This window comes from Novosphingobium sp. AAP93 (genome assembly GCF_001296055.1).
Taxonomy (GTDB): Bacteria; Pseudomonadota; Alphaproteobacteria; order Sphingomonadales; family Sphingomonadaceae; genus Novosphingobium.
Genome location: NZ_LJHZ01000011.1, coordinates 16,007 through 41,328, shown reverse-complemented (window position 1 = coordinate 41,328; position 25,322 = coordinate 16,007). Strand labels below are relative to the sequence as shown.

At 68.1% G+C, this 25,322-nt stretch carries 20 protein-coding genes; 13 read left to right on the top strand and 7 right to left on the bottom strand.

Annotation, left to right across the window (positions count from 1 at the left end):
- Positions 1–91: 91 nt before the first annotated feature.
- The 3 genes from IP83_RS02300 to IP83_RS02290 form a co-directional block, all read right to left on the bottom strand.
- A complete protein-coding gene (locus IP83_RS02300; protein ID WP_054120594.1) occupies positions 92–3,151 on the bottom strand; it encodes an efflux RND transporter permease subunit in 3,060 nt (1,019 codons plus the stop codon).
- On the bottom strand, positions 3,148–4,110 hold the full coding sequence (locus tag IP83_RS02295) for an efflux RND transporter periplasmic adaptor subunit (protein WP_231624870.1): 963 nt from the start codon (positions 4,108–4,110) through the stop codon (positions 3,148–3,150). Before IP83_RS02295 ends, IP83_RS02300 begins: the two co-directional genes overlap by 4 nt.
- A gap of 209 nt (positions 4,111–4,319) precedes the next feature.
- On the bottom strand, positions 4,320–4,952 hold the full coding sequence (locus IP83_RS02290) for a TetR/AcrR family transcriptional regulator (protein ID WP_054120593.1): 633 nt from the start codon (positions 4,950–4,952) through the stop codon (positions 4,320–4,322).
- 48 nt (positions 4,953–5,000) lie between these two features.
- Here IP83_RS02290 and IP83_RS02285 point away from each other — a divergent pair, with 48 nt between their 5' ends.
- Complete coding sequence (locus IP83_RS02285; protein WP_054120592.1) at positions 5,001–6,452, top strand: efflux transporter outer membrane subunit; 1,452 nt, start codon at positions 5,001–5,003, stop codon at positions 6,450–6,452.
- 111 nt (positions 6,453–6,563) lie between these two features.
- A complete protein-coding gene (locus IP83_RS02280) occupies positions 6,564–7,463 on the top strand; it encodes a L,D-transpeptidase family protein (protein ID WP_054120591.1) in 900 nt (299 codons plus the stop codon).
- Here IP83_RS02280 and IP83_RS02275 read toward each other — a convergent pair.
- Entirely contained in the window at positions 7,460–8,365 is a 906-nt protein-coding gene (locus IP83_RS02275; protein ID WP_054120590.1) for a LysR family transcriptional regulator, read from the bottom strand. The genes IP83_RS02280 and IP83_RS02275 overlap by 4 nt on opposite strands.
- Positions 8,366–8,463: 98 nt before the next feature.
- Here IP83_RS02275 and IP83_RS02270 point away from each other — a divergent pair, with 98 nt between their 5' ends.
- The 5 genes from IP83_RS02270 to IP83_RS02250 are packed head-to-tail and all read left to right on the top strand — an operon-like array spanning position 8,464 to position 14,928.
- On the top strand, positions 8,464–10,575 hold the full coding sequence (locus IP83_RS02270; RefSeq protein WP_054120589.1) for a malate synthase G: 2,112 nt from the start codon (positions 8,464–8,466) through the stop codon (positions 10,573–10,575).
- A 16-nt stretch (positions 10,576–10,591) separates the two neighbouring features.
- Positions 10,592–12,085, top strand: coding sequence for an FAD-linked oxidase C-terminal domain-containing protein (locus IP83_RS02265; protein WP_054120588.1), 1,494 nt, complete (start codon positions 10,592–10,594; stop codon positions 12,083–12,085).
- On the top strand, positions 12,085–13,212 hold the full coding sequence (locus IP83_RS02260; RefSeq protein WP_054120587.1) for an FAD-binding protein: 1,128 nt from the start codon (positions 12,085–12,087) through the stop codon (positions 13,210–13,212). The genes IP83_RS02265 and IP83_RS02260 overlap by 1 nt, the downstream gene beginning before the upstream one ends.
- Complete coding sequence (gene glcF, locus IP83_RS02255) at positions 13,190–14,491, top strand: glycolate oxidase subunit GlcF (protein WP_054120586.1); 1,302 nt, start codon at positions 13,190–13,192, stop codon at positions 14,489–14,491. Before IP83_RS02260 ends, glcF begins: the two co-directional genes overlap by 23 nt.
- Before the next feature lie 5 nt (positions 14,492–14,496).
- The gene (locus tag IP83_RS02250; protein ID WP_054120585.1) at positions 14,497–14,928 is read left to right on the top strand and encodes a heme-binding protein; all 432 of its coding nucleotides are present in this window, start codon (positions 14,497–14,499) and stop codon (positions 14,926–14,928) included.
- Here IP83_RS02250 and IP83_RS02245 read toward each other — a convergent pair.
- The 3 genes from IP83_RS02245 to IP83_RS02235 form a co-directional block, all read right to left on the bottom strand.
- Positions 14,903–15,910: a pyridoxamine 5'-phosphate oxidase family protein gene (locus IP83_RS02245; protein ID WP_054120584.1), complete on the bottom strand. Its 1,008-nt coding sequence runs from the start codon at positions 15,908–15,910 to the stop codon at positions 14,903–14,905. The genes IP83_RS02250 and IP83_RS02245 overlap by 26 nt on opposite strands.
- A gap of 63 nt (positions 15,911–15,973) precedes the next feature.
- Positions 15,974–16,594 carry a glutathione S-transferase family protein gene (locus IP83_RS02240; protein ID WP_054120583.1) on the bottom strand — a complete coding sequence of 207 codons (621 nt, stop codon included), beginning with the start codon at positions 16,592–16,594 and terminating at the stop codon, positions 15,974–15,976.
- Between the two features lie 111 nt (positions 16,595–16,705).
- Positions 16,706–17,170 carry a nuclear transport factor 2 family protein gene (locus tag IP83_RS02235; protein WP_054120597.1) on the bottom strand — a complete coding sequence of 155 codons (465 nt, stop codon included), beginning with the start codon at positions 17,168–17,170 and terminating at the stop codon, positions 16,706–16,708.
- Between the two features lie 454 nt (positions 17,171–17,624).
- Between IP83_RS02235 and IP83_RS02230 the strand changes: the two genes are divergently transcribed.
- The 6 genes from IP83_RS02230 (at position 17,625) to IP83_RS02205 (ending at position 25,312) form a co-directional block, all read left to right on the top strand.
- Entirely contained in the window at positions 17,625–19,844 is a 2,220-nt protein-coding gene (locus IP83_RS02230; protein WP_197274252.1) for an ABC transporter substrate-binding protein, read from the top strand.
- Positions 19,841–20,857 carry an ABC transporter permease gene (locus IP83_RS02225; RefSeq protein WP_197274251.1) on the top strand — a complete coding sequence of 339 codons (1,017 nt, stop codon included), beginning with the start codon at positions 19,841–19,843 and terminating at the stop codon, positions 20,855–20,857. Before IP83_RS02230 ends, IP83_RS02225 begins: the two co-directional genes overlap by 4 nt.
- Positions 20,854–21,921, top strand: a complete 1,068-nt coding sequence (locus tag IP83_RS02220) for an ABC transporter permease (protein WP_054120582.1) — start codon at positions 20,854–20,856, stop codon at positions 21,919–21,921. The genes IP83_RS02225 and IP83_RS02220 overlap by 4 nt, the downstream gene beginning before the upstream one ends.
- Entirely contained in the window at positions 21,902–23,503 is a 1,602-nt protein-coding gene (locus IP83_RS02215; protein WP_197274250.1) for an ABC transporter ATP-binding protein, read from the top strand. Before IP83_RS02220 ends, IP83_RS02215 begins: the two co-directional genes overlap by 20 nt.
- Before the next feature lie 98 nt (positions 23,504–23,601).
- Positions 23,602–24,441, top strand: a complete 840-nt coding sequence (locus IP83_RS02210; RefSeq protein ID WP_054120580.1) for a phytanoyl-CoA dioxygenase family protein — start codon at positions 23,602–23,604, stop codon at positions 24,439–24,441.
- A gap of 10 nt (positions 24,442–24,451) precedes the next feature.
- Positions 24,452–25,312, top strand: coding sequence for a helix-turn-helix domain-containing protein (locus IP83_RS02205; RefSeq protein ID WP_054120579.1), 861 nt, complete (start codon positions 24,452–24,454; stop codon positions 25,310–25,312).
- Positions 25,313–25,322: the final 10 nt, after the last annotated feature.

The following is a 25,322-nucleotide window of genomic DNA, read 5'->3' as shown; positions in this document are numbered from 1 at the left end:
CCCGCCGAGCCGTGGGCGAGCATGGAGAATACCGGCAGCTGGTGAGGGCCGTTCCCCTCTCCCAACCCTCTCCCCTCAAGGGGAGAGGGCTTCAGCGCCGCACCATCCACAGCGCGTAGAGCGCGGGGAGGAAGAACAGCGTGAGGGCGGTGCCGACAAGTGTACCGCCGATCAGCACGACCGCGAGCGGGCCCCAGAAGCTGGACAGCGTCAGCGGCAGGAAGGCGAGCACGGCGGCGAGCGCGGTGAGCAGCACCGGCCGCGCGCGGCGGACGGTCGCCTCGATCACCGCTTCTTCAAGGCCCAGCCCCCGCGCGCGTTCGCTGTCGATCTGGTCGACGAGGATCAGCGTGTTGCGCATGAGGATCCCGGCGAGGCCGATCAGGCCAAGGATCGCGTTGAACCCGAAGGCGAACCCTGTGACGAGCAACGCCGGGATCGCGCCGAGCAGGCCCAAGGGAGCGGTCGCGAAGACGAGGCCGGTCATGCGGAACGAGCGGGTCTGCAGCATCAGAACGAGCAGCATGAAGCCGATCATGATCGGGAACAGCGGTGCCAGTGCGGCGTTGGCCTTGCCCGCCTCCTCGACCGAACCGGCGGTGACGATGGCATAGCCGGCGGGCAGCTTGTCGATCAGTGGTTGCAGTTTGGGCTGGATCGCTGCGGTGACGTCGGCGGGCTGGATGCCCTTGGTGATATCGGCGCGTACGGTCATTGTCGGCGCGCGGTTGCGGCGCATGAGCAGCGGGTCCTCGCTGGTGGGCACGATTTTCGCGACTTGTGAAAGCGTCACGCCTGTCCCGTTCGCCGTGCCGATAACGAGGCTGCCGAGATCGCCGAGCGCATGCCGTTCGGTGCCCGGGGTGCGCACGACGACATCGGTGGTGCGGTCGCCGTAGCGGGCCTGGCTGACGGTGGCGCCCGAGATCAGCGCATAGACTTGCCGGGAAACACTGGCCGGATCGAGCCCGAGCAGGCGCAGGCGGTCGTTGTCGAACTGAAGCGTGACGGACGGCGTGCGGTCACCCCAGTCGGTGTTGACGGCGACGGTGTTCGGGTTGGCGCGGACAACCTCCGAAACCTCGGCAGCGATGCGGCGCAGCTGGTCGGGGTCCGGGCCGGTAACGCGGAAGGCCACGGGATAGGGCACCGGCGGCCCGAACAGGAGGCTCAGCGCGCGGACGCGGGCGCCCTGGTAGGCACCTTCTGCGGCGCGCTTCTGCACCGCCAGGCGCAGCCGGTCGCGCGAGGCGGGGCTGTGGGTGAGCACGATCAGCTTGGCGAACGAAGGGTCGGCGGGTTCGGGATTGAGCGAGAGAAAGAAGCGCGGGGCGCCGCCGCCGAGGTAGCTGTTCACATAGCGCGCTTCGCCCTTCATGTCGGGCCGGGTGAGGAGATCGTGCTCGATCTTCTCGACCACGCTGCGGGTGGCAGCGAGGCTTGAGCCATGGGGATTGTAGACCTCGATCAGCAATTCCGGCCGGTCCGAGATCGGGAAGAACTGCTTGGGGATGGCGACGACAAGGAGCACGCCCGCAAGCACCATCGCGAGCACCACGCCGATGGTCAGCCGCCCGCGCTGCGCCACGCTGCGGGTGATCCAGTGGCGCAGCTGCTGGTAGCGCGTTGTTGCGTAGATGGCATCGTGGCCGCCTTCGACCGGCTTGATATCGGGCAGCAGCTTCACGCCGAGATAGGGGGTGAAATAGACCGCGACGATCCACGAGACGAGGAGCGCGAAGCCGACGATCCAGAAGATGTTGCCGGCATATTCGCCCGCGGTGGAGCGTGCGAAGCCGACAGGAAGGAAGCCGACAATGGTGACAATGGTGCCCGCCAGCATCGGCCCGGCGGTCGCACCCCAAGCGAAGGTGGCGGATTCGACGCGGCTCATGCCTTCCTCCAGTTTCACCACCATCATCTCGATCGCGATGATCGCGTCGTCGACAAGCAGGCCGAGGCTGAGGATCAGCGCGCCGAGGGTAATGCGGTCGAATTGGCGGCCGGTCATCAGCATGATCACGAAGACGGCGGCGAGCGTCAGCGGCACCGAGAGCGCGACGACGATGCCCACGCGCCAGCCGAGCGCGATGAGGCTGACGACCATGACGACGCTGAGCGCGACCGCGAATTTCAGCATGAACTCGCCGTAAGCCTCGCTGATGTTGGCGGCCTGATCGGCGACTTCGGTGACGGTGACGCCAAGCGGCAGCCTTGCGCGCACGTCCGAGAGCTTGGCACTGAGTTCGCCGCCCAGCGCGAGGCCATTGTACTTGTCCTGCATGACCACGCCGAGCATGACGGCCTCGCCGCCCTGATGGCGCACCTGATAGGTTGGCGGGTCCTCGTAGCCGCGCTTCACTTCGGCCACGTCGCCCACGTGCAGCACGCGGCCACCGGCGGCGATCGGCGTGGCGCGCACGGCATCGAGATCATCGAAGGCGCCAGTCACGCGGATCGGCACGAGGCGCGAGGAGGTCTCGAACTGGGCAGCGGGTTGGATCAGGTTCTGGTTCGCCAGCGCGCCCAGCACGGCGTCGGCGCCGAGGCCCAATGTCGCCAGCTTGCGGTTGGAAATCTCGACATAGATGCGCGGGCGCTGTTCGCCGATGAGGACGACCTTCTTGACGCCCTTGACCTGCTGGAGTTCGCTGCGGATCGCCTCGGTCCGCTCGATCAGCGCGCGGTGGGGGAGGCCCTTCGCTTGAACCGCGATGAGCGAGAAGAAGACGTCGGAATACTCGTCGTTGACGATCGGGCCGATCACGCCGCGCGGGAGATTGATCGCTTCGTCGCTCATCTTCTTGCGCGCCTGATAGAGCATTTCAGGCACCTCGCTGGGCGGCGTCTTGTCGCTGAAGACGACCGTAAGGGTGACGAGGCCGGGGCGGGCCTGCGTCTCGATGCGGTCCGACCAGGGCAGTTCCTGGATGCGCTTCTCGAGCCGGTCGGCGACCTGGTCCTGCATTTCGCGCGCGGACGCACCGGGCCAGACGGCCGTGACGGTGAGCACCTTCAGGGTGAAATTGGGGTCCTCCGCGCGGCCGAGCTGGAAGAAGGCGAAGATGCCGGCCGCCATCGCGGCAAGCAGCAGGAACAGCGTGACCGACGGTTCCTTGACCGCGATCGAGGAGAGGTTGGGGCCCTTCACCGGACTTGTCCTTCGATAAGGTGGACTTTCTGGCCGGGGCGCAGCAGCTGGCCGCCCAGCGCGACGACGCGGGTGCCGGGAGGCAGGGCTGAGGCAGGGAGGAAGGCTTCTTCTTCGGTCAGGCGCAAGGGCTGGGCCGGGCGGAAGAGCAGGCTGCGGTCGGGCTGGATGACCCACACGCCCTGGCCTTTGCCCAGATCGACCAGCGCGCCGAGCGGTACGCGGCTGGTGGCGGATGAGGCGCCGGGCAGGCGGACGGTGATGGTCGCACCGAGCGGAGCGTCTTCCGCGGGACCGGAGAGGACGTAGCGCGCGGCAAATGTGCGGGTCAGCGGATCGGCGGCCCCGGCAACCTCGCGCAAGGTGGCGGTGACGGGGGCGCTCCGACCGTAGACTGCGGCCTGCGCGGACTTCGGCAACGCGGCGAGCGCGGTTTCGGGCACGGCAACGAGCGCTTCGCGGGCGCCGCTGCGGGCGAGGCGCAGGACCGGGGTTCCGGCGGCGACGACTTGTCCGGCCTCGGCGAGCACTTCGGTTACGATACCGTCAGCATCCGCAACCAGCACAGCATAATCGCGTTCGTTCGATGCGTTGCTGGCGGCGGCGCGGGCGGCGGAGAGCGTGGCGGCTGCAGCATCGCGCGCCGCGCGTGCGCCGTCATAAGTGGAGGGCGAGATGGCGCCGGTGGCGACGAGCGGGCGCAGGCGGGCTTCGTCTGCCGCGGTGCGTGCAGCATCGGCCTGTGCAGCGCGGACCCTGTCGGCAGCGGCGGAGGCGGCAAGGCCGAGATCGCGCGCGTCGAGCCGATAGAGCGGCTGTCCCGCGCGGACATGGGCACCCGCATCGACGAGGCGGGCGACGATCTTGCCGGGGACGCGGAAGGCGAGCACGCTTTCGGTGCGGGCGTGGACCGTGCCGGTATAGGCTTCGCCTGCCGCGCCGCCTTCGCCTTGTGCCACCGCTGTTGCGACAAGCGGTTCTGCGGTTTGCGCGGACGGTGCGCCCGAGCATCCGGCAAGGAACGAGCTACCGGCAAGTGCGGCAAAAAGGGCGAAATGCCGGGATCTGGACTGCGATCGCATCAAAGCCTCCGTGCCCCTCAGGGCGCTGACGACTCCGATATAGTAGCAGTGGGGCTTTCAGAAAAGATGAAAATAAGTTTCTTTTTTCATTTTTTTGATTGGAGGGCGGTCAACATGAGTTGTGTGAGCGCCGCCGTCTCGCTTTCGAGGTCTGCAACGCCAAAGGTGTCGAGCATGACCGGGTGCCAGACCTTGACCATCGCGCTCACCACTGCAGCCGATGTCTGCTCCAGCGGCAAGTCGGCGCGCATCACGCCCTGGCGCTGGCCTTCGGCGATGACGTGGCGGATGACGCCGTGCAGTGTGTCGGTGAAATCACGCACCGGCGGCCAATGTCCGCGCGTGGCGGCCAGGCAAAGATCGCTCGCGCGGCCGCTGCGAAATAGAATATCACTCATTTTCAAAGCGATATCGCTACAGAGATGGCGGAACGCCGCGATCGGATCAGCAGCGGCAGTGCGCGCGACCTGCCACGCGGCGTCTTCCACGGCAGCGAGCGTGCGCTTGGTCACCGCCTCGTCGATCGCCTGCCGGTTAGCGAAGCTGCGATAGAGATTGGCCGGTGACATGCCGAGCGCGCGCGCAACGTCGGTCACCGTTACCTTCTCGAACCCCATTGCGTCATAGAGCCGTTCGGCCGCGTCGAGGATCTCGTCGCGGCGATCCACGGTCGGACGACCAGCCTTGCGTTTTCCTGAAACGGCGGGATTGATTTTCATGAAAAAGGATATATTCTTTCATCATTCACAGGTCAAGGACTCTATCCGATGCGGACCTTTCTTGCCGCAACCACTGCCCTCCTTCTGCTCGGCACAGCAACGCCCGATGCGTTGGCTGCGTCGCACCGCGTGCCCCCGCCGCCGCCTGCGTTGAGTACGGCGTTCCGCAATGCACCGGTTGCTGCGGACAGCGTGCCCCTTGCCGAGGGCTGGTGGAAGAGCTTCGGCGATCCGGTGCTGGACCGACTGGTGGACACGGCGCTGTCCGGCAATCTCGACATCGCCGCTGCGGCGGCGCGGCTGGAGCAGGCGGCGGCGGGCCTGAAGGCGGCCAAGGGCGCGCTGCTGCCGCAGGCCTCGCTCGACGGATCGGGCGGGTTCAAGCAGCAATCGATCGAGGACGTGCAGGGGCGCGCCTTCTCGCGTTTTCCCGGCTTCAAACGTACCGTCGAGCAATATGGCCTCAATGGCGCGGCTTCGTGGGAGCTTGATCTGTTCGGGCGGCTCTCCGCCGGGGCGCGTGCGGCGCGGGCGGAAGCAGGCGCGGCGGATGCGGGCCTTGCGGGCGCCCGGCTGACGATCGCGGCGGAAGTGGTGAACACCTACATCGACGTGCGCGCGATCGAGGCGCGGCTTGAGCTCGCCAAGGCGCGTGTCGATGCGGCACGCGACGCGGATGCGCTGCTTCGCCAGCGGGCGGAGCGCGGGGTTGCGGCGCTGACCGAGACCGACCGCAGCAGCGCGGAACTGGCGGGCGCGACATCGGCGGTGCCGGCGCTGGAAACGGCGCTGGAAGTCGAGCGAAACCGGCTTGACGTGCTGCTTGGCCGCGCGCCCGGGCAAGCTGCGGCAGAGACGGGCAGCGGCGCGATCCCCGCCGTGCGTGCACCTGCGGTGCCCGATGGTCCGGCCTCGCTGCTGGCGCGGCGGCCCGATGTGGTCGCGGCGGAGCGGCTGGTCGCGGCGAGCGATGCGCGCGTGGCCGAGGCGATCCGGGCGCGCTATCCGCGGTTCACGATATCGGGGTTTGCCGGGTTCGTCGCCAACGGGATGAGCAACCTGTTCACCGGCGGTGCGGTGCAGACAGGGGCAAGTGGGGGCTTCAGCGTGCCGGTGTTCACTGGCGGGCGGCTGCGGGCGCAGCAGAAGGCGGCCGAGGCGCGGCTCAAGGAAGCGGTGGCGCAATGGCAGCAGACGGCGCTGCAGGCTGCTGCCGAGGGCGAGAATGCGCTCCTCGCGCTGACCAAGCGCAGCGAGCAGGCCGATGCAGCAGCTACCGTCGCCGCGCGGCTGGGCGACAGCCGGCGGCGAATCGAGACAGCGTTTCGTGCCGGAGCGGTCAGCCGTGTCGAGGCGCTGAACGTGGAGCGGCAGCGGCTTGACGCCGAGGATTCCGCGATCGCCGCCAGGGCTGAAGCTGCGCGGGCTGGCGTTGCGGCATTCCGCGCGCTGGGCGGTGGCTGGCAGGCGGGCGGCGAGCGGCTGGCGCTTTCCCGTTAGGGCAGGCGGCGCGCCCCGGTGCGGCGCAAAAAAGCAGTGTCGCGTAAGGTAACGATCCGTTAACCATAAGCCATGGGGTGGGCTAAGGGACGAGTCTCCGTCATAGCGGCAATGGCGCTGGCGCTGCTGGGATGCGGCGGGCTGGCGCTTTTCGCGTTTTCCAACCGGGCGGCCGTGGCGGCAACTCCGGTGCAGTTTGCAACGAGTGGCGCGCAATGCGGTCCCGATCCGGCGCTTGACGGTGCGCCGCAGGCGCCGCCTCCGCCGACGCCGGCGTCTGCCGCGCACCGGGGGGTGCTGATCGTGGTGAGCATCGCGTCGCAGCGGCTCTTCGTGTTCAAGGATGGCGCGGAGTGGGGCTCGACCACTGTCTCCACCGGGAAGCGCGGCTATGGCACGCCGGCAGGGACGTTCACGATCCTGCAGAAGCATGTGAAGCATCGCTCGCGCACCTATGGCAACGCGCCGATGCCCTATATGCAGCGGCTGACCTGGCGCGGGGTGGCACTCCATGCCGGGCGGGTGACAGGCTATCCGGCCTCGCACGGCTGCATCCGCCTGCCGATGGACTTCGCGCGGCAGCTCTATGCGCTGACCAATCCAGCTTCCACGTCGGTGGTGATCCTGCGTGAGCCGCTGGCCTATGCCGAAGCCGCGAAGAGCGCGGCGCTGGGGCTGCCTCCGCCGTTTCGCGAACCGCCGGTGCGGCAGGCCTATTTGCCCCCGCTGATGGATGCACCCAAGCCCGTACATGGACCCGCGCCGCAGCCAGTTCAGGGCCAGCGCCAGACGATCCAGCTGGCCGCAACGCCCGATGTCGAGGGCGCGGACGACCTGTGGCAGGAGCTCTCGGAAAGCGAACCGGAACTGCAGGCGCTCGATCCGGTGATCATTCCCGCGGTGGTCCGCCAGATGCAGGTCTACCGGCTGCGCGCCTCCGGGCCAGATGCCTTTGCGATCTGCTCGCGGCTGACGGCGCGGGGGATCGCCTGCATGAAAGTCACCGCCTAAAAATCTGGGGCCTGACCAAGGCCGCTGCCCGCCTGCAGGTGGGCGCCAAGATGCGCGATAAAGGCTTCGATCCGCGCAGGCAGGGCGGGCGTTGGCGCATGGACGGCGTAGATGCCGACATCCTGCGAGCCTTGGTATTGCGGGAGGACGCGGGCCAGAGCGCCTGATGCCAGCGCTTCGTGCACATCCCACAGCGAGCGCAGCGCGATGCCGCAACCGCCAAGCGCGAGTTCGCGCACGACTTCGCTGGAATTGGTGCGGACGTGGCTCTGGCCGGAATGCGTGACGGTGCCTTCGGGGCCATCGAGCTGCCAGGGGAGCTGGCTGACGGTGGCCAGCACGCGGTGGTGCCGCAGGTCTGCCAAGGTCTTTGGCGTGCCGAACTGGGCGAGATAGGCGGGCGCGGCGCAGAGCACGCGGTGGCTGGTGCCGAGGCGGTGGCCGACAAGACCGTTGCCGATCCGCGCGCCGATGCGGATGGCAAGGTCGCAGCTGCCGTCGAGCAGGTCGGCGAACTCGTCGGAGAGATCGAGTTGGAGGCGGACGTCCGGGTGCGCGGCGAGGAAGGTGGGCACGTGGGGGACGACATGCATGCGGCCGAAAGAAGTGGGGGCGGTGACGCTGAGAGGGCCGCGCACATGGGCGTGGCGGCCGCTGACGCGCTCTTCGGCGGCCTTGAGACTGGTGCGCAGCGGAAGCAGGGCATCGTGCAGGTCCTGCCCGGCCGGGGTGAGCGCGAGGCGGCGGGTAGTGCGGTTGACGAGGCGGGCGGAAAGACGCTCCTCGAGGCGGACGAGGCGCTTGGAAAGCGCGGCGGTGGAAATACCGCGCGCGCGGGCCGCAGCGGAGATCGAGCCGGCTTCGACGATGCCGAGGAAGAGATCGTAGTCGGGATCGAACATTGTTAACCTGCAGGATAAGCTGCGTTGAATTATTTCCTTCTACCGCATGAGCAGGTGCGGGCCTAGGGAAGGGGCACGAAATTTCAGGAGTCGATGCGATGAGCGGATATGTCGAGCGTTCGGGGCTGCAGGTGGCGGAGAGCCTTGCCGCGTTCATCGAGAGCCGCGCGCTGCCGGGGACGGGGCTGGCGGCGGATGCGTTCTGGGCGGGCGCTGCGGACATCTTCGGCAAGTTCGCGCCGCGCAATGCCGCGCTCTTGGCCAAGCGCGAAGACCTGCAGGCGAAGATCGATGCGTGGCACAAGGCACGCGCCGGGCATTTCAATCAGAATCTGGCGCAGGACATGGCGGCCTACAAGGCGTTCCTCACCGAGATTGGCTATCTGGTGCCGGAGCCTGCGCCGTTTTCGGTTGCGCCGCAGAATGTCGATGCCGAGCTGGCGACCACCGCGGGGCCGCAGCTCGTTGTGCCGATCCTCAATGCGCGGTTCCTGCTGAACGCGGCAAATGCGCGCTGGGGCAGCCTTTATGATGCGCTTTATGGCACGGATGCCATTCCGGGCGCGGCGCAAGGCAAGGGTTACGATCCGGTGCGCGGCGCGGAAGTTATCAAGTGGGCCAAGGCGTTTCTCGATGAGGCGGTGCCACTGGCTTCGGGTTCGTGGGCGGAATGGGCCGGCGGCGAACCGGCGCTGAAGGACCCTTCGCAGCTGGTCGGCCGGGCGGGCGCGAACCTGCTGTTCAGGCACAATGGCCTTCACATCGAAGTGGTGATCGATCCCGCGCATCCCATCGGCAAGGACGATCCGGCGGGCATTGCCGATGTCGTGCTGGAAGCGGCGATCTCGACGATCTGCGACTGCGAGGATTCGGTCGCGGCGGTCGATGCCGAGGACAAGGTCATGGCCTATGCCAACTGGCTGGGGCTGATGCAGGGCAATCTCGAGGATACCTTCGAGAAGGGCGGTGCGATGATGACGCGGCGGCTGAATGCGGACCGCGTCTATACCGCGACCGATGGCAGCACGCTGACGCTGCATGGCCGCTCGCTGCTGCTGGTGCGCAATGTCGGCCACCTGATGACCAATCCGGCCGTGCTGCTGCCGGGCGGCGGCGAGGCGCCTGAGGGTATCCTCGACGGCATCGTCACCAGCCTGATCGCGATGCATGACATCAACGGGGCGCGCCGCAACAGCCGCACCGGCTCGGTCTATATCGTGAAGCCGAAGATGCATGGACCGGAAGAAGCCGCCTTCGCCAACGACCTGTTCGATGCGGTGGAGGACTTGCTCGGCCTCGCGCGCCACACCATCAAGATCGGCGTGATGGACGAGGAGCGCCGCACCAGCGCGAACCTTGCCGCGTGCATCCATGCGGTGAAGGACCGCATCATGTTCATCAACACCGGCTTCCTCGACCGGACCGGCGACGAGATGCACACCTCGATGCAGGCGGGCGCCATGCTGCGCAAGGGCGACATGAAGACGACCCCGTGGATCACCTCCTACGAGGATCGCAACGTGCAGATCGGCCTCGCTTGCGGGCTTTCGGGCAAGGCACAGATCGGCAAGGGCATGTGGGCAATGCCCGACCGCATGGCTGACATGCTGGTGCAGAAGGTGGGGCACCCCAAGACCGGCGCGAACACCGCATGGGTGCCTTCGCCGACCGCCGCGACGCTGCATGCCACGCACTACCACAAGGTCGACGTGTTCGCCCGGCAGGTGGAGCGCCGCGCGGAAGGCATCGCCAGCCTCGATGCGCTGCTGACCATTCCGGTGGCGGCGGGGCAGAACTGGTCGGAAGCGGATATCCAGGCCGAGATCGACAACAATGCGCAAGGGATTCTGGGCTATGTCGTGCGCTGGGTCGATCAGGGCATCGGCTGCTCCAAGGTGCCCGATATCAACGACGTCGGCCTGATGGAGGACCGCGCGACGCTGCGCATTTCGAGCCAGCATATCGCCAACTGGCTGCTGCATGGGGTGGTTACGGAAAGCCAAGTCGATGCGGCGCTGCTGCGCATGGCGGCCAAGGTCGATGTGCAGAACGCGGGCGATCCGCTTTATCAGCCGATGGCTGGCAACCCGGACGGCAGTCTGGCGTTTCAGGCGGCGCGGGCGCTGGTGTTCGATGGCGTATCACAGCCGAGCGGCTATACCGAGCCGCTGCTGCACGCGTTTCGCCAGAAGGTGAAGGCAGCCGCCTGAGCCGGAGAACCCGCCGATGTCGATTGCCATGCCGGTGCCCGATGCCGCGACGCTCGCCAAGTGCGAGCGGATCGCGCGGGCGCTGCGGGCAATCGTGCCGGGAGAAGGCGTGATCGATGCGCCCGAGGCGCTGCGGCCGTGGGAATCGGATGGGCTGACCGCCTATCGCCAGCTGCCGCTGCTGGTCGTGCTGCCCGAGACGACGGCGCAGGTTTCGGCGGTGCTCAAGTGGTGCCATGCCGAAGGCGTGAAGGTCGTGCCGCGCGGGGCGGGGACTTCGCTATCAGGCGGCGCGCTGCCGCTGGCGGATGCAGTGCTGCTGGGGCTGGGCAAGTTCAAGCGCGTGCTCGAGGTGGACTACGAGGACCGCGTGGCGGTGGTGCAGCCGGGCGTCACCAATCTGGCGATCACGCAGGCGGTGGAGGGCAAGGGCTTCTACTACGCGCCCGATCCTTCGAGCCAGATTGCCTGCACCATCGGCGGCAATGTCGCGGAGAATTCCGGCGGGGTGCATTGCCTGAAATATGGCCTGACAACCAACAACGTGCTCGGCGCCGAGGTGGTGCTGATGGACGGGGAAGTCGTGCGGCTGGGCGGGCGGCATCTCGATTCCGGCGGGCTGGACCTGCTCGGCGTGCTGGTGGGATCAGAGGGGCTGCTGGGCGTCGTCACCGAAGTGACGGTGCGGATATTGCCGAAACCGGAAACCGCGCGTGCGGTGCTGGTGGGCTTTCCGGATGCCGAACAGGCGGGCGCGTGCGTGGCGCAAGTGATCGCCGAGGGGATCATCCCGGCGGGCATGGAAATGATGGACCGGCCTGCGATCCACGCGGCGGAGGCCTTCGTGCAGGTCGGCTATCCGCTCGATGTGGGCGCCCTGCTGATCGTCGAGGTCGACGGCCCGGCGGCGGAATGCGATTTCCTGATCGGCGAGATTGCGCGGATTGCGGGCGCGAATGGTGCGGTGACTTCGCGCGTTTCTGAAAGCGAGGCCGAGCGCATGGCGTTCTGGGCGGGGCGCAAGGCGGCGTTTCCGGCGGTGGGGCGCATTTCGCCGGATTATCTTTGCATGGACGGCACGATCCCGCGCCGCCGCCTTCCGCAGGTGCTGCGGCGGATGGAGGAGCTTTCAGAGGAGTACGGCCTCAGGGTCGCCAATGTGTTCCACGCGGGCGACGGCAATCTGCATCCCCTGATCCTCTACGATGCCAATGTGCCGGGCGAACTCGACAAGGCCGAAGCCTTTGGCGCGGATATCCTGCGGCTGTGCGTGTCGGTGGGCGGGGTGCTGACGGGCGAGCACGGCGTGGGGATCGAGAAGCGCGATCTGATGCCGGAGATGTTCAGCGAGGTGGACCTCAAGCAGCAGCAGCGGGTGAAGTGCGCGTTCGATCCGGAGTTGCTGCTCAATCCGGGCAAGGTGTTTCCGGTGCTGCACCGCTGCGCGGAGCTGGGGCGGATGCATGTCCACCACGGCGCACTGCCACATCCCGAGTTGCCGAGGTTCTGATGCTGGAGCCCAGGGATGTGGCAGACCTCGCCGAGATCGTGGCCGATGCGGCATCGAACGGGCGCAAGCTGGAACTGCGTGGGGGTGGGACCAAAGCCGGGTTCGGCGCACCGCGCGAGGCAGCGGTGGTCTCGCTGGCGGGGCTGACAGGGGTCGTCGATTATGATCCGGCGGAACTGGTGCTGACGGTGCGGGCTGGCACTTTGCTGAGCGAAGTGCAGGCGCTGGTCGCGGCGGAAGGGCAGATGCTGGCGTTCGAACCTTGGGGCGAGCCGGGGGCGACCATTGGCGGGACCATTGCGGCTGGCGTGGCAGGCTCGCGCCGGGTGACGGCGGGCAGCGCGCGTGATCATCTGCTCGGGCTGACGGCGGTGTCCGGTCGCGGCGAGGTGTTTGTCGCCGGAGCCAAGGTGGTCAAGAACGTGACCGGCTATGACCTGCCCAAGCTCATGGCCGGGTCGTGGGGCCGGATCGGGGCGATGGCCGAACTGACTGTCAAGGTCCTGCCGGTCCCTCGCGAGGTGGTGACGCTGGCGGCGTGCGGCCTGACACCCGAGGCAGCGCATGCCGCGATGGCCTGCGCGCTCGGGAGCAATGCCGAGGTTTCGGCGGCGGCGGCGCTTTCTGACGGCACGGTGCTGCTGCGCGTCGCAGGTTTTGCGCCATCAGTCGCGGCGCGGTGTGCGGCGCTGCCGGGATTGCTGGCGGGGCATTGCGGGTTGGCTCGGCTCGAGGATGCCGCGCCGCTGTGGCAGCAGGCGATGACCGGCGAGGGGTTGAAGGGCGCGGTGCGCTGGGACGTTCATCTGCCGCCGCGCGCTGCGCCCGCGCTGATTGCGGCGCTGCCCGCTGATGCGCAGTGGGCAATGGATTGGGGTGGTGGACGCGTGTGGGTCGAGACGGACGCTGAGGATAGCGGGTTGCGCCAGCTTGCGGCGCAGCTTGGCGGAGAGGCACGGCTGGTCGCAGCACCCGAAGCCATGCGTGCCCGCGTTCCGGCATTCCACCCACGCGCGCCCGGCGTGATGGCACTAGAAGCTCGCGTTCGCCGCGCGTTCGATCCTGCCGGGGTGTTCGTCACCGGCCGTTTTCCGGAGGACGCGGATGCAGACGCAGTTCTCGCCTGAGGCGCTCGCCGATCCGGCGATGGCAACGTCCGAGGGCGTGATCCGCAAGTGCGTGCACTGCGGGTTCTGCACCGCGACGTGCCCGACCTACGTGCTGCTCGGCGATGAGAACGACAGCCCGCGCGGGCGGATCTATCTCATCAAGGACATGCTGGAGAACCAGCGCGAGCCGGGGCCGGAAACGGTCAAGCATGTCGACCGCTGCCTTTCCTGCCTTGCCTGCATGACGACCTGTCCTTCGGGCGTGAACTATATGCACCTCGTCGATCACGCGCGGGCCTATATCCACGAGAACTACCGGCGGCCCTGGCCAGAACGGGCGATGCGGCGGTTGCTGGCATGGGTGCTGCCCTATCCGGGGCGGATGCGGCTGGCTCTGGAGCTGGCGCCACTGGGGCGCCCGCTGGTGCCTTTGATGAAGCGTTTGAAGGCGCTGCGCCCGCTGGCGGCGATGGTTGCGCTGGCGCCGGCGCGCGTTCCGGCGCCAGTGCTGGTCCAGCCCGCGCGGCGTGCCGACGCCAAGGGCCGCGTCGCGCTGCTGCAAGGCTGCGCCGAGCCGGTGCTGAGCCCGCAGGTGCGCGCGGCGACGGTGCGGCTGCTGGAGCGGGCAGGGCGGGAAGTGGTTTTTGCGCAGGGCGAGGGCTGCTGCGGCGCGCTGGTGCACCACATGGGGCGGGAGAGCGATGCGCTCGATGCTGCCCGGCGCAATGTCGATGCCTGGATGCGCGAGATCGAGGGCATGGGCCTCGACGCCGTCATCATCACAACCTCGGGCTGCGGCACCACGATCAAGGACTATGGTCATATGCTCCGTGCCGATCCTGCCTATGCGGAGAAGGCGGCGCGGGTGAGCGCACTGGCGATGGATGTCAGCGAGTATCTGGCCAAGGTCGGGCTTCCTGTCGCTACCCCGCACGGGATGACCGTCGCCTATCACCCGCCTTGCTCGTTGCAGCATGGGCAGAAGGTGACCGAAGCGCCGAAGCGGCTGCTGGCCCTTGCAGGCTACACTGTGCGGCTGCCTGCCGAAGCTCATCTGTGCTGTGGATCGGCGGGCACCTACAACATCCTCCAGAGCGAACTGGCCGGTCAGCTTGGCGCGCGCAAGGCCGAGCGGCTGGCGGCACTTGAGGCCGACGTCATCGCCACTGGCAACATTGGCTGCGCGGTGCAGATCGCCCGGCACTCTGGCCTTCCCGTCGTCCACACCATCGAACTGCTCGACTGGGCGACCGGCGGGCCAAGACCACAAGCACTGAACCACCTTCCTCAGGAGTAACTGCAATGACCCGGATTACCCTCGATCAGGCCCAGACCATCGTCTCGGGGGCCATCAAGGAAGCGCGCGCGCTCGGCCTCAAGCCGATCAGCGTCGCTGTGCTCGATGCCGGTGGCCACATGATTGCCTTCGGGCGGGAGGACGGCTCGTCGAACCTGCGCCCGCAGATCGCGACGGCCAAGGCCTCCGGCGCGCTTGCGCTGGGCGTTTCCTCGCGCACTATCGGCGAGATGGCGATCGAGCGGCCAACCTTCATCAACGCGGCGGCGGGCCTCAATCCGGCAGGCATCGTACCCGCAGCGGGCGGCGTGCTGGTGCGCGCGGATGGCCCAGATGCCGGAGCCGTGATCGGCGCGGTGGGCGTGACGGGCGATACCAGCGACAACGATGAACTCGCCGCGCTGGCCGGCATCAAGGCAGCCGGGCTGGCCGCTTAGGCGCAGACGCGGCGGCGGTTTCCCAGTCGCCGGTCGCAAGCGCTTTGGGTGACCAGCCGTCCTCGCGCATCACCCAGCGCAGCGGCAGCGCGTCGCGCCGGCGGACCATGCGCCGCGTGCGGAAACGCCAGAACCGTTCGGCGCCCTGGAAAGCCGTGACTTCGGAGGCGTCGGGCACCAGCTCGGCGTCGCCGGAAAGCTGCAGCAGGTCGCCCGTCTCGAAGCTGGCGAAGGCGAGGCCCGCCTTCCTGTTGGTGAAGATGTTGCCGAGCGTGGAGAAGAACTTGTTCCCGGCGAAATCGGGGATCGTCAGCGTGCCATCGGCATCGACGCGGACGAAGCCTGCTTTGCCGCCGCGATGCGACACGTCGACCCGGCGCTCGCCCTTGTCGGGGTCTGCGTAGGACGCGACGAAAAAGGTGTCGGCTGCGGTGATGGTGCGGCGCGCTTCTGCATCGAGCGTGGCGGCGGTCTCGACCGCACCGGTGGATACCTGCTGCGGATCGCGGACGAAGGCGTAGTCGCGCAGCTGGATGTACTGTGGGCAGTTGCCGAAGCTTTCCTCGACCGCGACGGCCATCTGGTCCTCGCCAAGCGCCGCGAGCCTCCCGTTCAGCCGATTGCGGCGGCGGGTGTGGAGTTCGATGCCCAGCAGGCCGACCGGGTCTCCCGCCAGCATGCCGCTGCGCGCCGGATCGCCGTTGTCCGGCGGCAGGCGCATGTGCAGCGCATCGTCGGTGGGCGCGGCAAGGAAGCCGGGCTGGCCGCAGAGCAGCGTTGCCCAGGCATCACCTTCGGCGTCGACGCTGCCAGCGACGATGAAGGGCAGCTGCGCGTAGAACGCGCGGTGCTGATCGAGCAGGAAGCGGCGGATCATGCGGCTGCCGAGATCTGCCATCCGCTCCGCCGCGCCTATGCGGCCCTGCAATTCGCGTTCGCCGGCGTGCCAGGGGCCGGGACCGGTGTTCGGATCATCGCTCATCGGTCGGCTCCTTGACGGTATGGGGGATCGGGGCGCACCGCGATGGATGCGCCCCGCCCGGGGTCAGGTGGCGGCAGAAAGCCCCACCGCGGTTTCGGCAAAGGGCGTGAAGCCCGGCAGCGCCTCGATCCGCCGCAGGAACGCGCGGACGAGCGGGTAGGCGGCAAGGTCAACGTTGCCTTCGGGCGCGCGGGCGACATAGCTGTAGATCGCGACGTCGGCGATGGTCGGATGGTCGGCCACCAGCCAGTCCCGCCCCGCCAGCGCGGCTTCGAGCCTTCCCAGCAGCACATGGGCGCGGGCGATCACTTCATCGGGGTCGTACTTGGCGCCGAAGATGGTGACGAGCCGCGCGGCCGCCGGGCCAAAGGCGACATCGCCCGCCGCGACCGAGAGCCAGCGCTGCACGCTGGCGGCACCTGCGGCATCCTCCGGCAGCCAGTCGGTCCGACCAGTCTTGCGGGCAAGATAGACGAGGATCGCATTCGAATCCGCAATCACCGTGCCGTCGTCGTCGACCAGCACCGGCACCTGGCCAAAGGGATTGAGCGCGAGGAAGGCGGGCTGCTTGTGCGCGCCGGCCCTGAGATCGACTTCGATCATCTCCGGTGCAAGGCCAAGCAGCGAGGCGAACAGGCGGGCGCGGTGCGAGTGGCCCGAAATGGGGTGGTGATAGAGCTTCATGGATTGTTCCTTTGACAGGCGCGAGCTATCGGGCTCCGCCGCACGGCGCGGCGGGGCGAATGGGCTCGCATTTGGGGGGTGCCGGTGCCAGATCAGCACTGGCTGTGGGCGTCAGAAACCGAAGTGGCTGAGGCCCGGATGGTCGTCGGGCCGGCGGCCGAGCGGCCAGCGGAACTTGCGGTCGGCCTCGGTGATGGGGTGCTCGTTGATATTGGCAAGGCGGCGCGCCATCAGGCCGTCGGCGTCGAACTCCCAGTTCTCGTTGCCATAGGCGCGGAACCAGTTGCCGCTGTCGTCGCGGTATTCATAAGCGAAGCGCACCGCGATGCGGTTGCCGCTGTGCGCCCAGACTTCCTTGATCAGCCGATATTCCAGCTCGCGCGTCCACTTGCGAGTGAGGAAGGCCTCGATCTCGGCGCGGCCCGAGATGAACTCGGCGCGGTTTCGCCATTGGCTGTCAGGCGTGTAGGCGAGGGCGACGCGCGCCGGGTCGCGGCTGTTCCAGCCATCTTCGGCCAGCCTTGCCTTCTCGGCGGCAGTTGCGTCGGTGAACGGGGGCAGCGGGGGGCGGCTCATGTGATGTCTCCTCGGCGGGTAACCGGTCTGTCCGGCTGAAAGCGGAGTAGGCCATTCACGCTGACGGGAGGAGTAGGGCGTTTGTGGAACCACCCTCTCGTAATCCGGAAGGAAAGCTTTGGATTCGTCGAGGCCGGCGATCTCGAAGTGATACTGCCCGCGCTCCTCATTCACGCTGATGTTGACCTTGCCCTCCGCAAAGCCAGCCGGGTAATAATCGAAATCGGGCAGAGACCCGCGGCCCTTCGGCGTGAAAGCAAAGCGCGGCGCGAGCACCTGCGCCATCAGCGGGCTGGCCGCGATTGCCTTCAGCGTGTCGTTGATAGCTCTGCCACGATTGCCATTCTCTGAATTATCTTATCAATATGACATTGCGAAATCGCCAGTTCCGGGTAACATTGGCGTTCGGCAATATCTGCGCTTGGGGCTGCGCAAAAGCCGATTGTCATGACTATTGACTGAAGCAGTCAGGCCGCGGGCATCGCCCGGACCGACCGGCCGGCAGGGAGAGGGCCAGATCATTACCCTGCAAAAGCGACCCTTTGCAGAACCGGCCCGGCAGCGCGGCACGGCCCCGCGGGGCCTGGATACCCTGGCGCTGGCCGCCTCCCTGCTGCTAGCGGCTTGCGGCGATCATGCCGCCGCGCCCCACCCCGACCGCCGTCAGGATCCGGACGTCCGCGGGGCAATCGATTTCGACGCCGCGGCACGCACAGGACGCTTCACCCCGACCGATCTGGTCGGCTTCCGCGCCCTGCCGCGCTACAGCGAGCCGGATTGGGTGACACGCGACTTCGTGCGCACCGGCCGGCTTCCCCCGGTGGCCCAGCGACTGCCGCGGGAGCCCCTGGTCTATGGCCCCGGCGCCATGCCCGACGGCCCCGGCGTCTACGGCGACGTGCTCCGCCAGGTGACCGGCGGGCGGCCCGAGGGCTGGAACTACAGTGCCGGGCAGTCGCAGGGCTGGGGGGGCATCGATCTCGCCACGATGGAGTGCCTGACCCGCACCGGACCGCTGTTCCTGGTCGATCCAGCCCGGCTCGAACCCCTGCCCAATCTGGCGCGCAGCTGGCAATGGTCGTCCGACGGGCACCAGCTGACCATGCAACTGGTAGAGGGCGCGCGCTGGTCTGACGGGCATCCGTTCACCAGTGACGATGTCATGTTCTACTGGACCGACAACGTGCTAGATTCCAACGTCAGTCCGCTCAACGGAGCCTCGCCCGACAGCTTCGGGCCGGGCACCAGGCTCGAGGCGCTCGGCCCCTACACCATCCGCTGGACCTTCCAGCGCCCCTTCCCGCGCGACTATCTTTACCAGATGGCCTACGGGAAGTTCTGTCCCGGTCCGGCTCACGTGCTGCGCCCGCTCCATCCGCGCTACAACCCGCGCAGCAGCTACCAGGCCTACAAGTTGGCCTTTCCCGCCAGCCGGATGAATTTTCCGGTGATGGGTGCCTGGGTGGTGACCGAGTATCGTCCGGACGACATCCTGATCCTGCGACGCAATCCCTATTACTGGAAGGTCGACGCCCGCGGCCGGCAGCTCCCTTATCTCGACGAAGTGCAGTACCGCCTGCTCGGCTGGTCCGATCGTGATATCCAGGTGATGGCCGGCGGCTCCGATCTCGCCAATGTCGACGCGCCCGCGACCTTCGCCGAGGTGCTGCGCGGCGCGGCTCGCCCGGGCGCCAGCTACCGTGCGGTCTTCGGTCCGCGGACGATCGCCTACGCCGTTCAGTTCAATCTCTCCGGAAACGGCTGGGGCTCGCCCGATGCCCGGGGGCAGGCCATCCGCCAGCTCAACCGCGATGTCCGCTTCCGCCGTGCCGTGAGTCTCGCGATGGACCGCGTGGCACTCGGCGCGACCCAGATCGGCGGGCCGTTCATCAAGCCCTACCCCGGCGGGTTGCTGGAGAGCGCGCCGTTCTACGACGCCGCCGCCAGCCGCCGCTACGGCTACGATCCGGTCGCCGCCCGTGCCCTGCTCGCCGAGCTGGGGTTGGTCGATCGCGACGGTGACGGCTTCGTCAACCATCCCGCCGCGCAGCTCGGTGGGGCCAACGTCACCATTGTGCTGACTGCCAGTCCGGACAGCGTGATCGAGCGCTCGCTCGCCGAAGGAATCCAGATGCTCGCGCGCGATGTCGGGCTGCGTGTCGTTCTCCGCTTCGCCAGTGGTCCACAGCGCGACGCGCTGCGGGCCAGCGGGCAGTTCGACTGGGTGCTCCAGCGCAACGAGACCACCGAGCTGAACACCGTGGTCCAGGGCGCCGACGCGCTCGCTCCTACGGGACCCTTCACGCATGCCTATCATCGCGCTGGTCCCTCGGGCCGGCTCGACCTGCTCCCGCACGAGCGGCGCATGCTCGATCTGGTCCGCGCGTTCATCGCCACGCCCGATCAGGGCGAGCGCCGCCGACTGATGCGGTTGTACCAGCAGGTCTCTACCGAGAACGTCGATGCGGCAGGGCTGATCCAGTACTCCGGCGGGGTGCTCATCGACAAGCGCTTCGCCAATGTGCCGGTCGGCACGCCGGTGATCATGTTCAACTGGGCCGAGGATGCGATCATGCGCGAACGCCTGTGGGTGCCGCGTGCGCGGCAGAGCGGCTATGAACTGCGCCCGCACACCCTGCCGGGCTGTTTCGCCTGCGGGGGAGAAAAGCGATGAGCGTGCTGTGGTTCCTCGGCCGACGGCTGTTGGCAGCGGTGCCGACCATCGTCCTGCTCAGCCTGGTCACCTTCCTGATCATCAAGGCGCCGCCCGGCGACTATGCCGATACCCTGCGTACCCAGCTGATCAATCAGGGCGGCGCCAGCGTTGCCGATGCCGATGCCATGGCCCGCGCTTTCCGCGCCGAGCACGGGCTCGACGATCCGGTCCTGCTGCAATACGTGCACTGGATCGAGGGGATCGTCACCCGCGGCGATTTCGGATTCTCCTATGCGGCGAACCGCCCCGTCGCCGATATCGTCGCGGAGCGGCTTTGGCCGACCTTGCTGCTTGCACTGACCAGCCATCTGCTGGCGACCGCGCTGGGTATCGGGCTGGGCGTGCTCGCGGCCATGAGGGCCGGTCGCTGGGTGGACAGCGCGCTCAACCTGTTCGCCTTCATCGGGATGACCACACCGCGCTTCCTGCTCGCGCTGATCGCGCTCTACGTGCTGGTTTTCCAGTTCGACGTCGCCTCGGTCGGCAGCTTCCAGTCGGCGCGCTACGTCGGTGCGCCATGGTCATGGGGCAGGTTCGTCGATCTGGTCGGGCACATCTGGCCGGCGATCCTGATCGCGGCCTGGGGGGGCATCGCCTATTCGATGCGGGTGATGCGCGGCAACCTGCTCGACGTGCTCAACGCGCAATATGTCGAGACCGCCCGCGCCAAGGGCCTGTCCCCGGCGCGAGTGATCTGGCGGCACGCGGTCCCCAACGCGCTCCACCCGCTGGTCGCCTACCAGGGCGTTGCCTTGCCCTACATGGTCACCGGCGAGATCGAGGTGGCGATCGTCTTCGGGCTCGCCACGGTCGGTCCGGCGATCGTCGGGGCCATGGCAGTGGGGGACGTTTTCGTCGCCGCGACCTTCATGCTGGTACTCGCGATCACGCTCATCCTCGGCAACATCCTCGCCGATCTCGGCCTTGCGCTGCTCGATCCGCGGATCCGGCTCGAAGGACGCAAGGCATGAGCGCGGCCGGTGGCGATAGCTATGGCAGGCTGGTCTGGCGGCGTTTCCGCCGCTCGCGGCTGGGGATGACCGGACTGGGCGCGCTCGTCCTGCTCGGCGTGATCCTGCTGGTCGGCCCGTTCCTGGCTCCGCTCGATCCCGATCGCCGCTTTGCCGCCTATCAGCCGCCCAGCCAGATCCGGCTGGACGGGCAGGGGCTCTACGCGATCAACGCCCGGCCGACAGGACAGCTCGATCCGGTAACCTACCAGCCGATTCTCAGCCGTGAAGGCGCCCCGCGCGAGCGCCTTGGCCTGCTCGTGCGCGTTGCGCCTTATCGCCTGCTCGGTCCACTGTGGATCGACTGCCGCCTGATCGCGCCGACCGCGCCGGGCGGGCGGGTGCACCTGATGGGAGCCGACCGGTTCGGACGCGACATCTTCTCCCGCGGGCTGGTCGCGGCGCGGGTGTCGATGCTGATCGCGCTCGCGGTGGGCACCCTGACCACGCTGGCGGGACTGCTCGTCGGCGCGACTTCGGGCTACCTGGGCGGCGCCACCGACCGCTGGATCCAGCGGGTGGTCGATTTCCTGCTCGCCTTCCCCCAGTTGCCGCTTTACCTCACGCTGGGTGCCTTGATCCCGGTCACCCTCTCCTCGGGATGGTTTGTCGCGATCCTTATCGCCACTCTGTCGGTGCTTGGCTGGGCCGGGCTCAGCCGCGAGATCCGCGGCAAGACCCTGACGCTGGCACGGATGGACTATGTGCGCGCCGCGATTGCGCTCGGCGCCGACGACTGGCGCATCATTGTACGCCACATCGCGCCCAACCTGATGTCGCACGTGCTGGTGCGCTTCACCCTGACCCTGCCAGCAATCGTGCTGCTCGAGAGCTTCCTCGGCTTCCTCGGCCTGGCGGTGAAACCGCCGATGATCTCGTGGGGGCTGATGCTGCAGGACGTCAGTGGCTATGCTGCGATCGGCTCTCATCCCTTCATCCTGTTTCCGGTGGCCTTCGTCTTTGTCGCCGTCTTTGCCTTCAACGCTGTCGGGGATGCGCTGCGCGATGCCGTCGACCCATACTGAGTCCGCGCCCCTGCTCAGCGCCCGTGATATCCGCGTGACCTTTCGGGTCGACGGCGGCTCGATCGAGGCGGTGCGCGGGGTCGATCTGGACATCCGCGCCGGCGAGATGCTGGCGCTGGTCGGCGAATCCGGTTCGGGCAAGTCGGTCACCGCCCGCGTGCTGATGGGCCTGCTCGGCCGCAATGCCCGGGTGTCGCCAGAAACCCGGGTCTGGCTCGACGGCAGGCCGCTGGCAATCGACGACGAGCGGCGGATGCGCACGGTCCGCGGCAGCGACATCGCAATGGTGTTCCAGGAGCCGATGAGCTCGCTCAATCCGATCTACCGGGTGGGCGACCAGATCGTCGAGGCGATCAAGGCCCATCGGCGCGTCGACCGGGCGGCCGCGCTGGCCCGGGCCGAGGATTTGCTCGGCCAGGTCCGCCTGCCCGATCCGGTCGCCATGCTCCGCCGCTATCCGCACGAGCTGTCGGGCGGGCAGCGCCAGCGCGTGATGATCGCCATGGCGCTCGCCAACAACCCCCGCCTGCTGATCGCCGACGAGCCGACCACCGCGCTCGACGTCAGCGTCCAGGCCGAAATCCTCAAGCTGATCCGCGCGCTGCAGGTCGAACAGGGCATTGCCGTGCTGCTGATCACCCACGACCTCACCGTAGTCCGCCACTACGCCGACCGGGTGGTGGTGATGCAGCGTGGCGCGCTGGTCGAGCAGGGGGAGACCGCCGCCCTGTTCGCCTCTCCGCAGCATCCTTACACCCGTCAGCTGCTCGCCGCCGAGCCGACCGGCTTCGCCGCGCCGGTCGAACCCGGGCCGCCAGTGCTCGAGGGTCGCGCCGTACGGATCACCTACCCCGGGCGGACCCGTGCCGTCCCGGTGGTGGCGGTGCACGGTGCCGACATTGTGGTCCGGCGCGGCGAGGCGGTGGGCATCGTGGGCGAGTCGGGATCGGGCAAGACCACACTCGCTCTGGCGCTGACCCGGCTGATCGAATCGACCGGCACGATCGAATTCGAGGGCGCGCCGATCGATGGGCTTGACCGACGCGGGATGCGCCCGCTGCGCCCACGCTTCCAGATCGTCCTGCAGGATCCCTTCGCTTCGCTCAATCCGCGGATGTCGGTGCGCGCTCTGGTCGAGGAAGGGCTGATCGTCCACCGCATCGGGGTCGGCACGGCCGACCGGCTCGCCCGGGTTCGCGCCGCCCTCGCAGCGGCCGGGCTACCCACCGACATCTTGAACCGGTTCCCGCACGAGTTTTCCGGCGGACAGCGGCAGCGCCTGTCGATCGCCCGCGCGATCGCGCTCGAGCCGGACATGCTGGTGCTCGACGAGCCAACTTCGGCGCTTGACCTCTCGGTCCAGGCACAGATCCTTGCGACGCTCAAGACCCTGCAGACGGAGCGCGGGCTCAGCTACCTGTTCATCTCGCACGATCTGCGGGTGGTCCGCGCGCTGTGTCAGCGGATCGTGGTGATGCGTCACGGCGAGATCGTCGAGGCTGGACCGACCCGCGAGGTGCTCGAGCGCCCCAGCCAGGACTACACCGCCCGACTGATCGCCGCCGCGTTCGAGATCCAGTAGCCGGCGTGCGACAATATCGCATGTTTTGGCGTCATCGACCGATTTTCCTCGCAGACCTTGCGCGCTAGGGTGCGACGATCGTTCCAGGGACCTCCGCCATGCTCGACAACAGCCACGATGCGCTCGATTTCTCGTTCGACCTCAACGGCTACCTCCTCTTGCGCAACGCAATCGAGCCCGAGCTGCTCGCCGAGCTGAACACTGCCTTCGACCGCTTTCCGGACCTTGCCAGCGGAGAGTGGTGGGGCAACGTCCAGCGGCTCGACACCGCCGGCCACGCCGGGGTCGAGCTGCAGAACATCGTCGAGGCCGGTGCGCCGTTCGAGGCGCTGATCGATCACTCCGCCTGGATCGCGCGCGTCGCCCGCTACTGCGGCGAGCAGGGCACCTACGTCGAGGGTCTGTTCATCGACGAGTGCTTCGCCTCGGTCCGGCGCACCGGCGGCTTCTTCCCGCTCCATTCGGGCGGGCAGGACGGCGTGGTGCGCAACCAGTTCCGCTATGTGAACGGGCAATTCCGCTGCGCCCAGGTCAACATTCTGCTGGCGCTAACCGACATCGGCCCCGGCGATGGTGCCACGCGGGTGCTGCCGGGCAGCCACAAAAGCAACATCGCTCACCCGATCTTCGCCCGCAGCTTCGACGAGCGGCGTGAGGAGGAGGACGAGGCTGTCGAGGGTGCGATCGAGGTCCATCTCCAGGCGGGGGACGCCCTGCTGTTCGTCGATGCGATCGCTCATGGTGCGGCCCGCCGGACGAACCCGGGCGACCGCCGGGTGGTGATTTACCGCTACGGTCCGAGCTGGGGCACGACACGGCACGGCTTCCGCTACAGCGACGAGCTGCTCGCCCGGCTGACCCCGGCCCGGCGACGCATCCTCCAGCCGATCCCCCCACGCATCCCCGGGGTTACCCGGGGCTACGGCGCCCTGGCCTGACTCCCGGGCTGTGGGCGGGTCTGCGGGCGAAACGCCAGCCGCACCGATCCTGGCGGGCGACCAGCGCCAGAGCACCGGCGCGGTATCGAGCGCGGTGCGCCCCGGCGGCACTGGCGACTGGCTGCTGGTCGCCACCTTGGACGGGGCAGGCATGGTGCGCGCCGGCGGATGCCGCCACGATCTGCTGCCGGGCGACCTGCTTCTGTTTCAGCCCCATGCGCCGCAGGACTACGGCCATCGCGACGTCGACGGCGAGTGGCGCAATGTCTGGGTCCATTTCCAGCCGCGTGCGGACTGGCTTCGGTGGCTGGCATGGCCTAACCTGGCCCCCGGTGTGATGCGCCTGCGCCGACCCGATCGGTTGACCCGGCTTCGCCCGCTGCTGCTCAGGCTCGCCCGCGCGCTCGACGGCGGGGCGCTCGGGCGGCTCGATGCAATGAACCGACTTGAGCGGGTTCTGATCGAGCTGGCGGACCCGGTCGCGCCGGAGCGGCTCGATCCCCGGCTGCTCCGGGTGACGGCGCATATCGCGGCCGATCCTGCCGCGCCGCTCGACGGGCCCACACTCGCCGCCGTCGCCGGTCTGTCCCGCTCGCGGCTGATCGCGCTGTTCCGCGCGCAACTAGGCGCGACCCCGCAGGACTACGTCGAACGGGTGCGCCTGCTCCACGCTGCCGGCTTGCTGCAGTCGACCCGCCTGCCGCTCGCCGAAGTCGCGCTGCGTTCGGGCTTCGCCAGCCCCTACTATCTGTCGGCCCGGTTTCGCCGGGCCTTCGGCACGGCTCCAGGCCACTACCGGCGGGCCGCGCGCCAGGCCGCGAGCTCCGCCGGGGGCGAGCCGGCTCTCCCGATCCGCAGAGCGGAGAGTTGACGGCGGGTGC

Bases quoted from the DNA above. Each gene is read 5' to 3' on its own strand.
- IP83_RS02290 (WP_054120593.1), bottom strand. From the start codon at position 4,952: ATGAAAATCAATCCCGCCGTTTCAGGAAAACGCAAGGCTGGTCGTCCG.
- IP83_RS02285 (WP_054120592.1), top strand. From the start codon at position 5,001: ATGCGGACCTTTCTTGCCGCAACCACTGCCCTCCTTCTGCTCGGCACA.
- IP83_RS02280 (WP_054120591.1), top strand. From the start codon at position 6,564: ATGGCGCTGGCGCTGCTGGGATGCGGCGGGCTGGCGCTTTTCGCGTTT.
- IP83_RS02275 (WP_054120590.1), bottom strand. From the start codon at position 8,365: ATGTTCGATCCCGACTACGATCTCTTCCTCGGCATCGTCGAAGCCGGC.
- IP83_RS02270 (WP_054120589.1), top strand. From the start codon at position 8,464: ATGAGCGGATATGTCGAGCGTTCGGGGCTGCAGGTGGCGGAGAGCCTT.
- IP83_RS02265 (WP_054120588.1), top strand. From the start codon at position 10,592: ATGTCGATTGCCATGCCGGTGCCCGATGCCGCGACGCTCGCCAAGTGC.
- IP83_RS02260 (WP_054120587.1), top strand. From the start codon at position 12,085: ATGCTGGAGCCCAGGGATGTGGCAGACCTCGCCGAGATCGTGGCCGAT.
- glcF (WP_054120586.1), top strand. From the start codon at position 13,190: ATGCAGACGCAGTTCTCGCCTGAGGCGCTCGCCGATCCGGCGATGGCA.
- IP83_RS02250 (WP_054120585.1), top strand. From the start codon at position 14,497: ATGACCCGGATTACCCTCGATCAGGCCCAGACCATCGTCTCGGGGGCC.
- IP83_RS02245 (WP_054120584.1), bottom strand. From the start codon at position 15,910: ATGAGCGATGATCCGAACACCGGTCCCGGCCCCTGGCACGCCGGCGAA.
- IP83_RS02240 (WP_054120583.1), bottom strand. From the start codon at position 16,594: ATGAAGCTCTATCACCACCCCATTTCGGGCCACTCGCACCGCGCCCGC.
- IP83_RS02235 (WP_054120597.1), bottom strand. From the start codon at position 17,170: ATGAGCCGCCCCCCGCTGCCCCCGTTCACCGACGCAACTGCCGCCGAG.
- IP83_RS02225 (WP_197274251.1), top strand. From the start codon at position 19,841: ATGAGCGTGCTGTGGTTCCTCGGCCGACGGCTGTTGGCAGCGGTGCCG.
- IP83_RS02220 (WP_054120582.1), top strand. From the start codon at position 20,854: ATGAGCGCGGCCGGTGGCGATAGCTATGGCAGGCTGGTCTGGCGGCGT.
- IP83_RS02215 (WP_197274250.1), top strand. From the start codon at position 21,902: ATGCCGTCGACCCATACTGAGTCCGCGCCCCTGCTCAGCGCCCGTGAT.
- IP83_RS02210 (WP_054120580.1), top strand. From the start codon at position 23,602: ATGCTCGACAACAGCCACGATGCGCTCGATTTCTCGTTCGACCTCAAC.